Source organism: Rhizobium sp. R635 (assembly GCF_002211285.1).
Taxonomy (GTDB): domain Bacteria; phylum Pseudomonadota; class Alphaproteobacteria; order Rhizobiales; family Rhizobiaceae; genus Rhizobium.
In genome coordinates this window covers 130,650-143,235 of sequence record NZ_LOKX01000033.1, presented here as the reverse complement: position 1 = coordinate 143,235, position 12,586 = coordinate 130,650, and the positions used below count along the sequence as shown (strand labels likewise).

Annotated in this window: 13 protein-coding genes and 2 pseudogenes; 10 read left to right on the top strand and 5 right to left on the bottom strand. The window is 62.6% G+C overall.

Annotation, left to right across the window (positions count from 1 at the left end):
• The first annotated feature begins 42 nt into the window (after nt 1-42).
• Nucleotides 43-1,605, top strand: coding sequence for a glutamine-hydrolyzing GMP synthase (guaA, locus tag ATY78_RS22045; RefSeq protein ID WP_088684426.1), 1,563 nt, complete (start codon nt 43-45; stop codon nt 1,603-1,605).
• A 9-nt stretch (nt 1,606-1,614) separates the two neighbouring features.
• Here guaA and ATY78_RS22040 read toward each other — a convergent pair.
• Nucleotides 1,615-1,791 (bottom strand): annotated as a pseudogene (locus tag ATY78_RS22040) (GyrI-like domain-containing protein); the annotation flags it as partial.
• Between the two features lie 155 nt (nt 1,792-1,946).
• On the opposite strand from ATY78_RS22040, the gene ATY78_RS22035 reads away from it, so the two are divergent.
• From ATY78_RS22035 to ATY78_RS22025, 3 genes are all read left to right on the top strand, one after another.
• Nucleotides 1,947-2,222: an AbrB/MazE/SpoVT family DNA-binding domain-containing protein gene (locus ATY78_RS22035; RefSeq protein WP_088684425.1), complete on the top strand. Its 276-nt coding sequence runs from the start codon at nt 1,947-1,949 to the stop codon at nt 2,220-2,222.
• Nucleotides 2,209-2,598 carry a type II toxin-antitoxin system VapC family toxin gene (locus tag ATY78_RS22030; protein WP_088684424.1) on the top strand — a complete coding sequence of 130 codons (390 nt, stop codon included), beginning with the start codon at nt 2,209-2,211 and terminating at the stop codon, nt 2,596-2,598. The genes ATY78_RS22035 and ATY78_RS22030 overlap by 14 nt, the downstream gene beginning before the upstream one ends.
• Before the next feature lie 230 nt (nt 2,599-2,828).
• A complete protein-coding gene (locus ATY78_RS22025; protein ID WP_088684423.1) occupies nt 2,829-5,321 on the top strand; it encodes a DEAD/DEAH box helicase in 2,493 nt (830 codons plus the stop codon).
• Nucleotides 5,322-5,392: 71 nt separating this feature from the next.
• Here the strand turns inward: ATY78_RS22025 and ATY78_RS22020 are convergent.
• Nucleotides 5,393-5,551, bottom strand: a pseudogene (locus tag ATY78_RS22020) (LysR family transcriptional regulator); the annotation flags it as partial.
• Nucleotides 5,552-5,633: 82 nt separating this feature from the next.
• Nucleotides 5,634-6,197, bottom strand: coding sequence for a methylated-DNA--[protein]-cysteine S-methyltransferase (locus ATY78_RS22015; protein WP_088684422.1), 564 nt, complete (start codon nt 6,195-6,197; stop codon nt 5,634-5,636).
• Nucleotides 6,198-6,367: 170 nt separating this feature from the next.
• On the opposite strand from ATY78_RS22015, the gene ATY78_RS22010 reads away from it, so the two are divergent.
• From ATY78_RS22010 to ybaK, 4 genes are all read left to right on the top strand, one after another.
• Nucleotides 6,368-6,967, top strand: coding sequence for a 2'-5' RNA ligase family protein (locus ATY78_RS22010; protein WP_088684421.1), 600 nt, complete (start codon nt 6,368-6,370; stop codon nt 6,965-6,967).
• 73 nt (nt 6,968-7,040) lie between these two features.
• Nucleotides 7,041-8,102, top strand: a complete 1,062-nt coding sequence (locus tag ATY78_RS22005) for a succinylglutamate desuccinylase/aspartoacylase family protein (protein ID WP_088684420.1) — start codon at nt 7,041-7,043, stop codon at nt 8,100-8,102.
• 113 nt (nt 8,103-8,215) lie between these two features.
• A complete protein-coding gene (locus ATY78_RS22000) occupies nt 8,216-8,566 on the top strand; it encodes an ArsC family reductase (protein WP_088684419.1) in 351 nt (116 codons plus the stop codon).
• A 2-nt stretch (nt 8,567-8,568) separates the two neighbouring features.
• On the top strand, nt 8,569-9,042 hold the full coding sequence (gene ybaK, locus ATY78_RS21995) for a Cys-tRNA(Pro) deacylase (protein ID WP_088684418.1): 474 nt from the start codon (nt 8,569-8,571) through the stop codon (nt 9,040-9,042).
• Here the strand turns inward: ybaK and ATY78_RS21990 are convergent, their stop codons facing one another.
• A complete protein-coding gene (locus tag ATY78_RS21990) occupies nt 9,043-9,486 on the bottom strand; it encodes a helix-turn-helix domain-containing protein (protein WP_088684417.1) in 444 nt (147 codons plus the stop codon). It lies immediately after the preceding gene.
• Between the two features lie 103 nt (nt 9,487-9,589).
• On the opposite strand from ATY78_RS21990, the gene ATY78_RS21985 reads away from it, so the two are divergent.
• Complete coding sequence (locus ATY78_RS21985; protein WP_088684416.1) at nt 9,590-10,273, top strand: glutathione S-transferase family protein; 684 nt, start codon at nt 9,590-9,592, stop codon at nt 10,271-10,273.
• A 127-nt stretch (nt 10,274-10,400) separates the two neighbouring features.
• The gene (locus ATY78_RS21980) at nt 10,401-11,654 is read left to right on the top strand and encodes an aminopeptidase (protein WP_088684415.1); all 1,254 of its coding nucleotides are present in this window, start codon (nt 10,401-10,403) and stop codon (nt 11,652-11,654) included.
• Here the strand turns inward: ATY78_RS21980 and ATY78_RS21975 are convergent.
• Nucleotides 11,602-12,513, bottom strand: coding sequence for an EamA family transporter (locus ATY78_RS21975; RefSeq protein ID WP_088684414.1), 912 nt, complete (start codon nt 12,511-12,513; stop codon nt 11,602-11,604). The two genes, ATY78_RS21980 and ATY78_RS21975, sit on opposite strands and share 53 nt — an antisense overlap.
• Nucleotides 12,514-12,586 lie beyond the last annotated feature (73 nt).

The window sequence follows — 12,586 nt, the reverse complement described above, 5'->3', positions numbered from 1 at the left end:
TCCCGGATTGCAAGGCGAAGCGCTTTTCTTTAAAGCCTCGCCATGACCCAGACAGCACATCCCGACTCCGTTCTCATCGTCGATTTCGGCAGCCAGGTGACCCAGCTCATCGCGCGGCGCGTGCGCGAGGCCGGCGTCTATTGCGAGATCGTTCCCTTCCAATCGGCCGAAGAAGGCTTCAAGCGCCTGCAGCCGAAAGCCGTGATCCTCTCCGGCAGCCCGGCTTCCACCGTCGATGAAGGGTCGCCGCGGGCGCCCCAGATCATCTTCGACAGCGGCCTGCCGGTCTTCGGCATCTGCTACGGCCAGCAGACGATGTGCATGCAGCTCGGCGGCAAGGTCGAGAGCGGCCATCACCGCGAATTCGGCCGCGCCTTCCTCGATGTCGACAAGGATTGCCAGCTGTTCGAGGGCCTCTGGTCCTCCGGCTCGCGCCATCAGGTCTGGATGAGCCATGGCGACCGCGTCACGGCGCTGCCTGATGGGTTCGAGGTGGTCGCCACCTCCTCCAACGCGCCCTACGCCTTCATCGCCGACGAGAAGCGCAAATATTACGGCGTGCAGTTCCACCCCGAGGTGGTGCATACGCCAGACGGCGCCAAGCTGATCGGCAACTTCATTCACAACATCGCCGGCATCAAGGGCGACTGGTCGATGTCGGCCTATCGCCAGAAGGCGGTCGACGAGATCCGCAAGCATGTGGGCGACAAGCGCGTCATCTGCGCGCTTTCGGGCGGCGTCGACAGTTCCGTCGCCGCTCTGCTGATCCACGAGGCAGTCGGCGACCAGTTGACCTGCATCCTCGTCGACCACGGGCTGATGCGCAAGGACGAGGCGGCCAACGTCGTCGCCATGTTCCGCGAGCACTACAATCTGCATCTGCTGCACGTCGATGCCTCCGACCGCTTCATCGGCGAACTCGAAGGCGTTTCCGACCCGGAAACCAAGCGCAAGATCATCGGCCGGCTCTTCATCGAAACCTTCGAGGAAGAGGCGAAGAAACTCGGCGGCGCCGATTTCCTCGGCCAGGGTACGCTCTATCCCGACGTGATCGAGAGCGTTTCCTTCACCGGCGGCCCGTCGGTGACGATCAAATCGCACCACAATGTCGGCGGCCTGCCGGAGCGCATGAAGATGCAGCTCGTCGAGCCGCTGCGCGAACTTTTCAAGGATGAGGTGCGCGCGCTCGGCCGCGAACTCGGCCTGCCCGACAGCTTCATCGGCCGTCACCCCTTCCCGGGTCCGGGCCTCGCCATCCGCTGCCCCGGCGGCATCAGCCGCGAAAAGCTCGAGATCCTGCGCGAAGCCGATGCGATCTATCTCGACGAAATCCGCAAGGCCGGCCTCTACGACGCCATCTGGCAGGCTTTCGCCGTACTGCTTCCCGTCCAGACCGTCGGCGTCATGGGCGACGGACGCACTTACGAATTCGTCTGTGCGCTCCGCGCCGTCACGTCAGTCGACGGCATGACCGCGGATTTCTATCACTACGACATGGAATTCCTCGGCCGCGCCGCCACCCGCATCATCAACGAGGTGCGCGGCATCAACCGCGTGGTCTACGACGTCACGTCGAAGCCCCCGGGCACGATCGAGTGGGAGTGACGGCCGCCATTTCAGCGGCAGAAAAAGCTCCGCCACCGCCTCATGCTCCGGCACTTCCGGGAAGAAACTGAGGCGCTGGCAATAAATCGGGAAGTCGCGTGCTTCTTCACCGCTCACTGGAAGCCAGTCGCGATAAAGATAGAGCGCAGCCGGCTCCAGATTGTCGGTGGTGCCGACGACGCGCAGCGCTCGACCAATCTTGATGTTTGTACGGCGCCGGCGGGAAACGTCCAACGACCGCACCGCCAGGTGCTGACGGCCCACCATGTCATATGGGGCATCTTGAATAAAGCAGCCAGCACAGCTATCTTACCTTTGTCTTACCTACGGAACTCAAGCTGATGGCGCGTGCTGAAAACCTCATCACCACCGTTTCCACCAAAGGACAGGTCATTCTTCCCAAAGCCGTGCGCCAGCGCAGGGAGTGGGAAGCTGGAACTCGTTTGATTGTCGAGGAAACCCCGGAGGGGGTGCTGCTGAGGCAAGCCTCTGCTTTCGCGCCGACGCGGCCGGCCGACGTATTCGGCATGCTTCCCTTCGGCGGCGAGCCGAAAACCCTGGAAGACATGGAAGCCGCCATCCTAGCTGAAGCCCGCCGCCGCCATGATCGCGATTGATACCAATCTCATCGTCCGATACTTGACGGGCGATCATCCGGAACAGTCTCCTCGCGCACGTGAGATCATCGACGGACAACCGGTTTTTGTCGCCGTTACGGTGATGCTGGAAGTCGAATGGGTGCTGCGCAGCGCCTATGGGTACGGCCGCTCGGACGTTGCCCGCGCACTTCGCGCTTTTGGCGGACTGGCTAGGGTGACGATTGAAGAACCAACAGGCGTTGCCGTCGCGTTCGATCTCGCCGAGAAGGGAATGGATTTTGCCGATGCCCTCCATCTTGCCAAGGCGGCTCACTGCGACGCGTTCGTTACCTTTGACCGCGGCTTCATAAGATCCGCCCAAGCGGCGGGCTATGAGACTGTCCGGGAAGCCTAAAATCAATTCACCAGACCTGCCGGCGGCAGCATTGAGCCGATAGCCATGGACCGCATCCTACCGCCGGTCGGAGCTGCGTATATTTTTCGGAAGAGCGGATGCATCCGGCTTCGAATCTCGATAATTCTTCTGCGGCGACGGTTTACCCTACGGCAAAGGAACTCGCCGATACCACGGGGTAAGCCTGGAAGAATGTTACGCGGAAAACTCTTCTGAATGGATGTGCTTCGATGAAATCCAAGCCCGGAAACGTGAAAGCGGCGGCCAAGTCGAACCAGGAACCCAAGCTGTCGCGTACCCACGCGCCCGCCGATCTGTCGCCGGTGGACTGGCAGCGCGGCCTGCGCCGCCAATTCGGCCGGGGGCAGGCTTTCGGACTCGAGAATCTGACCGGCGAGCCGTTTTTCTCCGAGTTCAAGGTCAGCAATCCCGTTTCGAATTCCAGCTACCGCGTCGCGATTCGTGGTCGAGGCCCCGGCGGCAATTTCTGTTCGTGCCCCGACTACTCCACCAGCGAACTGGGCACCTGCAAGCACATCGAATTCACGCTTTCCCGGCTGGAGAAGAAGCGCGGCGCCAAGACGGCGTTTGCGCGGGGCTATCAGCCGGCATTTTCCGAACTCTACCTGCGCAATGACGGCCAGAGGCGCATCCATTTCCGGGCCGGAACCCAATGCCCGCAGGCCGTGAGGCAAGCCGCGGCGGCCCTGTTCGACGCCGAGCGCGACGGCATGCTTCCGGACGGCCGCTTCGGCGAACTGGAGCTTTTCATGGCCACGGCGTCTGGCAGCGACCATGAGTTCCGCGCCTACGACGATGCGCTCGACTTCATCGCGGGAAAAAGGGATGCAGAACGGCGAGCCTCGAAGCTCGACCAACTTTTTCCGCAAGGTGCCGCCGACCCCGGACTGCAGACGCTCCTGTCGGTGCCGCTCTATCCCTATCAGGCCGAAGGCGCGCTGTTTGCGACGCGGGCCGGGCGGGCGCTGATCGGCGACGACATGGGGCTGGGCAAGACAATACAGGCGATCGCCGCTACGGAAATCCTGGCGCGGCATTTCGGCGTATCGAGAGTGCTGGTGATCTGCCCGACTTCGCTCAAATACCAGTGGCAAAGCGAAATTGCGCGTTTTTCGGGCCGAGGCGGCGAGAATGCGGCCCGCGTCATCAACGGTGGCCGGGCGGAGCGGCAGAAGGACTTCGCTCTGGACGATTTCTGCAAAATCACGAACTACGAAAAGCTCAAACCCGATCTCGACCTGATCACCGCCTGGGCGCCTGATCTGGTCATTGTCGATGAAGCGCAGCGGGTAAAAAACTGGAACACCATTGCGGCGCGCGCCTTGAAAAGCATCGACAGCGCCTACGCGATCGTTCTGAGCGGAACGCCCCTGGAGAACAAGCTGGAAGAGCTGGTTTCCATCGTCCAGTTCGTCGATCAGCACCGTTTGGGGCCAACCTGGAAGCTGCTGCACGAACATCAGGTCAAGGACGAAAGCGGACGCGTCATCGGCTATACGGGGCTGGAAAAGATCGGCCAGACACTGGCGCCCATCATGATCCGCCGGCGCAAATCCGAGGTGCTGCGGCAACTGCCGAGCCGAACCGACCAAAATTTCCTGGTGCCGATGACCGAAGGTCAGATGCTTTGCCACCAGGAAAACGCTGATGTCGTGGCGAGAATCGTCCAGCGCTGGCACAAGACGAAATTCCTTTCGGACAAGGATCAACGCCGGCTGACCTGTGCGCTGCAGAACATGCGGATGTCGTGCAACAGCACCTATCTCCTGGACCAGGAGACCGACCACGGCGTCAAGGCAGACGAACTGGCGGCGCTGCTGGATGAACTGTTCGCCGATCCCGAAGCCAAGGCGGTCGTATTCTCCCAATGGACCCGCACCCACGATATCGTCATCCGCCGCCTCGAAGCGCGCGGAATCGGCTATGTCAGTCTCCATGGCGGCGTTCCGTCGGAAAAACGTCCGGCGCTGCTCGAGCAGTTTCGCAACGATCCGGCCTGCCGCGTCTTCCTGTCCACCGATGCCGGCAGCACGGGGCTCAATCTGCAGAATGCATCGACGCTCGTGAACATGGATCTGCCGTGGAACCCGGCTATTCTTGAGCAACGCATCGCCCGCATCCATCGCATAGGCCAGGCGCGACCGGTGCAGGTCATCAATTTCGTCTCGAAGGGCACCATCGAAGAGGGCATGCTTTCGGTTCTGGCGTTCAAGCGCTCTCTGTCCGCCGGAATTCTCGACGGCGGCCTTGGTGAGATTTCGCTCGGCGGCTCGCGCCTCAGCCGCTTCATGAAGGAAGTGGAGAACGTCACCGGGAACATGGGCGAAGGCGAAACCGTGACGCCGGCCGAGGAAGTGTCGAACTTCGCCGTCGCTGACGATGCTGTGTCCGCGGACGATCTCCAAGCGGATACCGAGCCCGCCGCGGCGGCAAAAGCGGCCGTACGAACCGAAGCCGCCGGAGCGCCGCCGCCCGATGCCGCTTCCGATCCGTGGCAAGCGCTGGCCCAGATCGGCGTGCAGGTCGTTGCCGCGCTGACTGCGGCCAACGATTCCGATGCAGCGGCGCATCCCTGGGTCGAGCGTGATTCGGCCACAGGCGCGCGGAGCCTGAAGATACCGCTGCCGCCGCCCGAAACCGCGGCGCAAATCGCCAATGCTCTTTCCGCGCTTGCCGATAGCCTGCGGGGCGGGATCAGGTGATCGGCGGCACAGCTAACGACGGGCAGTCCTCCTGATATAATCGACCAGCGCACGCAGCTTCAGCGGCTGCCGACAATATCGAATTCGTCGTCGGTGACGGTGATAGCGAGCTTGATTTCAGGGCAGGCTTCCATGAAGCCGGCCAACAATGTGCCGGAGAGGAAGCTTTCGGCAATCAAGGAAACGGTGATCCTTAGCAGGCCGCCCGGACGTGCCTGCATCTCGCGCAGCCCGATGACGTCGATGTCAGCGAGATCATCATCCGGCCGACCGCCAGCCCCTATTGAGCTGGCGGCAAGCTCGTTTCGTCTTCTAAAAGAGGAGCGATTGTTGAGCAGGCGGCGGCGGGCCGAGCTGGACGCCTTCGAGCTCCAGCATGCGGGCCTTGGACGACGAACCGCCGGGGGCGGAGAAGCCGCCGATCTTGCCGCCGGCGGCGAGCACGCGATGACAGGGGATGATGAGAGCGACTGGGTTCTTCGCCATCGCCTGGCCGACATCGCGGGCGGCTTCCGGCCCGGCACCGAGTTCTCTCGCCAGCGCGCCATAGGTGGTCGTGCTGCCCCAGCCGACGCGCCGCGCCGCCGCATAAATATCCTTGAAGAAGGCGTCCTGGCCGGCAAGATCGAGCTCGACGCCGGAAAAATCCGTCTCTTCTCCCTGGAAATAACGCTGCACGGCGGCGATCGTCTCGATCACGCCGGGCGTCGGCGCGCCGGGTTCGGCATCCGGCAGACGGCGCAGCAGCAACCGCTCGGTCGCTTCCGCGGTTTTGGTCGGCAGTTGGAACCGGGCGATGCCGGCGTCGCTCCAGGCGATGCCGCAGAAACCGCCTGCGGTTTCGAAGATGAGATAGTGGTGCACTGCTTGGGCCATGACACAGCCTCCGCGTTTTCGATTACCACCAAAATCATATGGGACGGGCGCTGTTTCAACCCGTTTCTTGCAGATATTGTTCTTTTTTTGTTCTTGATATTCCATCCCCTCCGGATATCCTTCGTCGTTCCTTTCCAACGATGAGGCGGGTGATGACGGCCTGACAGCCCATGAACCAGATTTCCTTCGACTTCGGCCATGGCCAAAACCAGCCTCAGCGGCGGGGTGGCGGCGGACACCGGCTGTTCTTCGCTCTCCGTCCTCCCGCGAGCATCGGGGAGCGGGTGGCTTCGATCGCCGATGACTATGGCAAAACCTTCTCCCTTTCCGCAGAACCGCGGCTTTCGACGCTGCACGTGAGCGTTATCGGCGTCGGCGACTATGAGGACCTGCCGGAGGATGTGATTTTCGCGGCGCGCCAGGCGGGCGCCACGGTGGAGAGCGCGCCGATCGCGATCAGTTTCGACAGGATCATGAGCTTCAGGCGGGAGGGCAAGGCGCGCCCGCTCGTCCTTTGCGGTGAAGGCGGGCTGAAACCGCTCACGCGGCTGCATGTCCAGCTGGGCGTCGGCATGCACAACACGGGATTGCCACATAATATCAGCCGAAATTTCACGCCGCACATGACGCTGCTCTATGACCGCAAGGCCGTGCCGGCGACGACCCTCGACGGGCCGGTTTCATGGACGGCGGATGAATTCCTGCTGATCCACAGCCTTCTCGGAAAAACCGAACACCGCATCATCGATCGCTGGCCGCTGCTTGGCTGAGCTTGCGCTTCTCCAATGTCCGCGCATAAAACTCGGAAAACCTGTTCGAGATACAGACGGGAGCCAAGACAGCATGGACGTTTCAGAGATCATCATCCCAGGCGATACGCCGGGTACGGAGTGGCGGCTGCCGGTGCTGCGGTTTACCGGCCGCGATCCGAAAGCGCCGAAGACCTATATCCAGGCCGCTCTCCATGCCGGCGAATTGCCGGGCACGGCGCTCCTGCATTTCCTCTGCGAGCGGCTGCGGCAGGCGGAAAGCGAAGGTAAGATCGCAGGCGATATCACCATCGTACCGCAGGCCAATCCGATCGGCGCGGCGCAATCGCATTTCGGCGAGCTGCAGGGCCGTTTCGACCTCGGCTCCCGCACCAATTTCAACCGTGATTTCCCGCTGATCTCCATTGCCGATCGGGCCGAGCTGATCGAGAACATCGATGATTATCCGGCTATCGACAGGTTGAAGCGGCAGCTCCTGCATATGGCGCTCGGCGCCGATCTGGTCCTCGATCTGCATTGCGACGACGAATCCCTGCAATATGCCTATATCGACGAGGCCTTCTGGCCGGAAGCGGCCGATCTTGCCGCCGCGCTCGACATGAAGGCCGTGCTGCTTTCGGACGGCGAAAGCTCCGCCTTCGAGGAGGCAGTCGGCTTTGCCTGGAAATATCAAATCCCCGGCGAACGCCGATCCCGGCTGCCAGGCAAACTCTCCGTCACCGTCGAACTGCGCGGCAAGCGCGATGTCGATCCGGTGCTGGCGAAAAAGGATGCGGACGGGCTCTGGCATTTCCTTGGCGCACGAGGGATCGTCAGCGGCGCAATGGCAACGGCAGCCGCATTTTCCGGTCCGGCCGTGCCGCTCGACAATGTCGAGATCATCCGCGCACCCGAAGGCGGAGCCGTACTCTTCCATCGCAGCATCGGCGAGCGGATTGCCGCAGGCGATCTTCTGGCGACGATCGTCACCCGGCCGGGTCAGCCTGGCGGCAGCATCGACTTGCATTCGCCGCAGGACGGGCTGATCCTGACCCGAACGTCCGACAGGCTGGTGCGGCGGCGCGGCGACCTGATGAAGATCGCCTGCGACAATCCGAGCAAAGCCTCACGTAAAGCCGGCACGCTGGAGAATTGAGCGTCTCTTCCCGGATGAATGTGGGGCAAGGATCAAGGGATAAAACGCCGCACGGCGTTTGCGCCGGCCATCGTGCATGCTATCTCGCTGTCATCACAGGGAGATCGATCGGCATGGCCGTCACCATCTATGGCATCAAGAATTGCGACACGATGAAGAAGGCCCGCAGCTGGCTTGAAGAACACGACGTCGCCTATGAGTTTCACGATTATAAGGCGCTCGGCATCGACCGCGGCCATCTCGAAGCCTGGATCGACGAAGCCGGTCTCGATACGGTGCTCAACCGCGCCGGCACGACCTTCCGCAAGCTTCCCGATGCCGAGCGCGAGAACCTGACCCGGGAAAAGGCGATCGCGCTGATGCTCGACCAGCCGTCGATGATCAAGCGGCCGGTGCTGGAGGCGAAGGGCAAGCTGCTGATCGGCTTCAAGCCGGACATCTACGCCGGTGCTTTCGAGCGCTGACAATGTCCAAGACCACCCGTGCGACGCAGGCTCTTTCTCAGGCAGGCATCCCCTTCACCATCCATAGCTATGAGTACGACCCCGGCGCCGAGCGCGTCGGGCTGCAGGCGGCGGAAGCCTTGGGCGAGGCCCCGCACCGGGTTCTGAAGACGCTGATGGCGGAGGTGGACGGCAAACCGGTCTGCGTCGTCGTGCCGTCGGATCGCGAAGTCAGCATGAAGAATCTCGCAAACGCCTTTCACGGCAAGTCGGCCAATATGATGAAGCCTGCCGATGCCGAGCGGCTGACGGGTTATCATGTCGGCGGCATCAGCCCCTTCGGCCAGAAGAAGACGGTGCCGACGGCGATCGAGGAGGCGGCCCTCGCAGAGCCGCTCGTCTATATCAATGGCGGGCAACGCGGGCTGCAAGTGCGGCTCGATCCGAAGGATGCGTTGAAGGCGCTGAAGGCGGCCGCAGCGCCACTGATCGCCTGATCAGAGGAATCGCGCGAGAAGACCGGCAAGCGTCTTCGCCTCGCTTTCGGCAAGCTTGCCGCCGATATGAGCCTCGATCGATCTGGCGTAGACGGCCCACATGCGCTCGCGAAGCTGGCAGCCGGTATCGGTGATCACCACCCAGCGGCCGCGTCCATCGTCTGCGAAGACCTCGCGGCGGACCAGACCTTCTCTTTCCAGCCGGTCGAGCAGGCGGGAGAGATTATACTGCGCCAGCAATGTGCGCTCCTCGATCTCATAGGGGCGCAGTCTGCCCTCTTCCGAGCGCGCCAGTTCCCACAGCACGTCGTACCAGGCAAGCGGCGGCATGCCGGCCGCTTTCAAATCGGCTTCGATGGCGCCAAGCAGCCGCTCGCGGGCGCGCATGATGCGTGTCCAGGCGGAGACGGCGGCTTCACGCGGTTCGTGCATATCCTCAGACATAAATGCAATTACATTTATCTTGAATTTCTCCGCAAGCGATATTAGATGCATTTGCATGTAATATGAGACGGCCGATCTTTTCCGCAACATCCAGGAGACTTCCATGAGCAGGCTTACCCTCATCAGCCATCACCTCTGCCCCTATGTGCAGCGCGCCGCGATCGCGCTTCTCGAAAAGGGTGTACCCTTCGAGCGCGTCAACATCGATCTTGCCGACAAGCCGGACTGGTTCCTGAAGATCTCGCCGCTCGGCAAAGTGCCGCTGCTCCGGATAGAAGAAGACGATGGCCGCGAAGAGGTGCTGTTCGAAAGCAGCGTCATCTGCGAATATCTGGAGGAGACGCAGTCGGGTGCCGCCCTGCATCCGGCCGATCCGCTGACCCGTGCCCGCCATCGCGGGTGGATGGAGTTCGGCTCGTCCGTGCTGTCCGATCTCTGGGGTTATGAGACGGCGCAGGATGCGGCGCAGCTGGAGGCCAAGTGCAAGGCGCTCGCCGCCAAATTCGCGACGATCGAGGGTGCACTGGCGGACGGCCCCTATTTCGCCGGCAGCCGATTCAGCCTCGTCGATGCCGTCTTCGCGCCGGTCTTCCGCTATTTCGATCTCTTCGATACGCTCGGCGACAGCCGCATCTTCGACGGGCTCGAGCGGGTCAAGCGCTGGCGCAAGGCGCTGTCCGAGCGGGCGAGCGTCAGGGACGCCGTCAGCGAAGACTATCCGCAGCGGCTGACGGAGTTCCTCGAGAAGCGTAACTCGATCCTGCTCAGGCGACCGGCCGCTGCTTGAGGCGCGCAAAGCGGCCGGGCATGCGTCCGGCCGCCTTCAATTCGGTAGTGATGCGCTTCATTTTCGCCGCAAACGGGTCTAAGTCTTCCAGCCTCCGAGCATCGATGACAGAAGGCAGGTTACACCCATGACTTTCATGCCCCAGAGCCAGAACACCGTTGATCCCGCCAAGCTGGAAAAGCTTGCGGAAGTCGCCGTCAAGGTCGGTTTGCAGTTGCAGAAGGGTCAGGACCTGGTGATCACCGCCCCTGTCGTGGCGCTGCCGCTCGTCCGCCTCATCACCAAACACGCCTATCAGGCCGGCGCCGGGCTGGTCAGCACCTTCTATTCCGACGAGGAAACGACGCTGGCGCGCTATCAATACGGCAGCGACGAGAGCTTCGACCGCGCCTCCGATTGGCTCTACGAGGGCATGGCCAAGGCCTATGCCAACGGGGCGGCCCGTCTTGCGGTCTCGGGCGACAATCCGATGCTGCTTGCCGAGCAGGATGCCGGCAAGGTCGGCCGCGCCAACCGCGCCATGTCGACGGCTTACAAGCCGGCGCTCGAAAAAATCTCGAATTTCGACATCAACTGGAACATCGTCTCCTATCCCAACCCGTCCTGGGCCAAGGTTGTCTTTCCCGACGACCCGGAACCGATCGCGATCGCCAAGCTCGCCAAGGCGATCTTTGCCGCCTCGCGCGTCGATGTCAGCGATCCCGTCGCCGCCTGGGCCGAACACAATGCCAACCTTGCCAAGCGCTCGGCCTGGCTGAACGGCGAGCGCTTCGCCTCGCTGCATTTCAAGGGACCGGGCACGGACCTGACGGTCGGCCTTGCCGACGGGCATGAATGGCATGGCGGCGCATCCACCGCCAAGAACGGCATCACCTGCAATCCGAACATCCCGACCGAGGAAGTCTTCACCACGCCGCATGCGCTGCGCGTCGAAGGCCATGTTTCGAGCACCAAGCCGCTTTCGCACCAGGGCACGCTGATCGACAACATCCAGGTGCGCTTCGAGGGCGGACGCATCGTCGAAGCGAAGGCCTCGCGTGGCGAAGAGGTGCTGAACAAGGTGCTCGACACCGACGAGGGCGCGCGCCGGCTCGGCGAAGTGGCGCTCGTGCCGCATTCCTCGCCGATCTCGGCGAGCGGCATCCTCTTCTACAACACGCTGTTCGACGAAAACGCCTCGTGCCACATCGCGCTCGGCCAATGCTATTCGAAGTGCTTCCTCGATGGGGCAAAACTGAGCCAGGAGCAGATCAAGGCGCAGGGCGGCAATTCCAGCCTGATTCATATCGACTGGATGATCGGCTCCGACAAGGTCGATATCGACGGCGTCAAGCCCGATGGATCGCGGGTTGCGGTGATGCGTCAGGGCGAGTGGGCCTGATCGGCATCATCGCGCGCTGACTGAGCCAGACGCTGGCGAGCACCATGGCGAAGCCGGCAATCTGCGCCGGCGTCAGGCTCTGGCCGAGCGCCAGCCAGCCGAGAAGGGTCGCGACGACCGGGCTCAGGAAGCCGAGCGAAGCCGCGGCCGAAGGCTCGATGCGAGAGAGGCCGCGAAACCAGAGCAGATAGGTAAAGGCCGCGCCGATGAGGCCAAGCCAGGCGATGCCGAGAATATTGGCTGCCGTCGGCGCCGGGAGCGCCGGCTCCAGCAGCAAGGCGACGGGCACGAGCAGGATGCCGCCCGCGGTCAATTGCCATGATGTGAAGGTCAGGCTGGAAACGGGCGGCTGCCAATGGCGGTTCAGCACCGTGCCGAAAGCCATGGAGACGGCGCCGGCGAGACCGGCGGCGACGCCGATCGGATCGAGCGCCGCATTCGGCGTCAGAACCAGAAGCGCGACGCCCGCCATGCCGATCAGGCCGGCGATGACGGCGAGGAAGCGGATCGGCTTGCCGAGGAAGAGGCGCGACAGCGCGATGACGATCAGCGGCTGCACGGCGCCGACCGTCGCCGCCACGCCGCCCGGCAGGCGATAGGCCGAGAGGAAGAGCATCGCCCAGAAGAACGAGAAGTTCAGCGCGCCGAGAATGAAGGCGCGGCCCCACCAGATGCCCGTCGGCAACTTCCGAACAATGAGTAGCAGAAGCAGACCCGCCGGCAGAGCGCGCAACATGGCGACGGACAGCGGATAACCCTGCGGCAGAAAGGAGGTCGCGACGAAATAGGTGCTGCCCCAGATGGCGGGCGCGACGGCAGTCACGAACACGTCGACGAAATAGCGCGAATTTGTCTTCATCTCAAGAATCTCTATATCAAGATAAATTCAACATAGCGTATCTTATCTTGACGTCAAGATATCTGCTGATATC

Excerpts from the sequence above, each read along its gene's own strand:
- guaA (WP_088684426.1), top strand. The coding sequence starts at position 43 with ATGACCCAGACAGCACATCCCGACTCCGTTCTCATCGTCGATTTCGGC.
- ATY78_RS22035 (WP_088684425.1), top strand. The coding sequence starts at position 1,947 with ATGGCGCGTGCTGAAAACCTCATCACCACCGTTTCCACCAAAGGACAG.
- ATY78_RS22030 (WP_088684424.1), top strand. The coding sequence starts at position 2,209 with ATGATCGCGATTGATACCAATCTCATCGTCCGATACTTGACGGGCGAT.
- ATY78_RS22025 (WP_088684423.1), top strand. The coding sequence starts at position 2,829 with ATGAAATCCAAGCCCGGAAACGTGAAAGCGGCGGCCAAGTCGAACCAG.
- ATY78_RS22015 (WP_088684422.1), bottom strand. The coding sequence starts at position 6,197 with ATGGCCCAAGCAGTGCACCACTATCTCATCTTCGAAACCGCAGGCGGT.
- ATY78_RS22010 (WP_088684421.1), top strand. The coding sequence starts at position 6,368 with ATGAACCAGATTTCCTTCGACTTCGGCCATGGCCAAAACCAGCCTCAG.
- ATY78_RS22005 (WP_088684420.1), top strand. The coding sequence starts at position 7,041 with ATGGACGTTTCAGAGATCATCATCCCAGGCGATACGCCGGGTACGGAG.
- ATY78_RS22000 (WP_088684419.1), top strand. The coding sequence starts at position 8,216 with ATGGCCGTCACCATCTATGGCATCAAGAATTGCGACACGATGAAGAAG.
- ybaK (WP_088684418.1), top strand. The coding sequence starts at position 8,569 with ATGTCCAAGACCACCCGTGCGACGCAGGCTCTTTCTCAGGCAGGCATC.
- ATY78_RS21990 (WP_088684417.1), bottom strand. The coding sequence starts at position 9,486 with ATGTCTGAGGATATGCACGAACCGCGTGAAGCCGCCGTCTCCGCCTGG.
- ATY78_RS21985 (WP_088684416.1), top strand. The coding sequence starts at position 9,590 with ATGAGCAGGCTTACCCTCATCAGCCATCACCTCTGCCCCTATGTGCAG.
- ATY78_RS21980 (WP_088684415.1), top strand. The coding sequence starts at position 10,401 with ATGACTTTCATGCCCCAGAGCCAGAACACCGTTGATCCCGCCAAGCTG.
- ATY78_RS21975 (WP_088684414.1), bottom strand. The coding sequence starts at position 12,513 with ATGAAGACAAATTCGCGCTATTTCGTCGACGTGTTCGTGACTGCCGTC.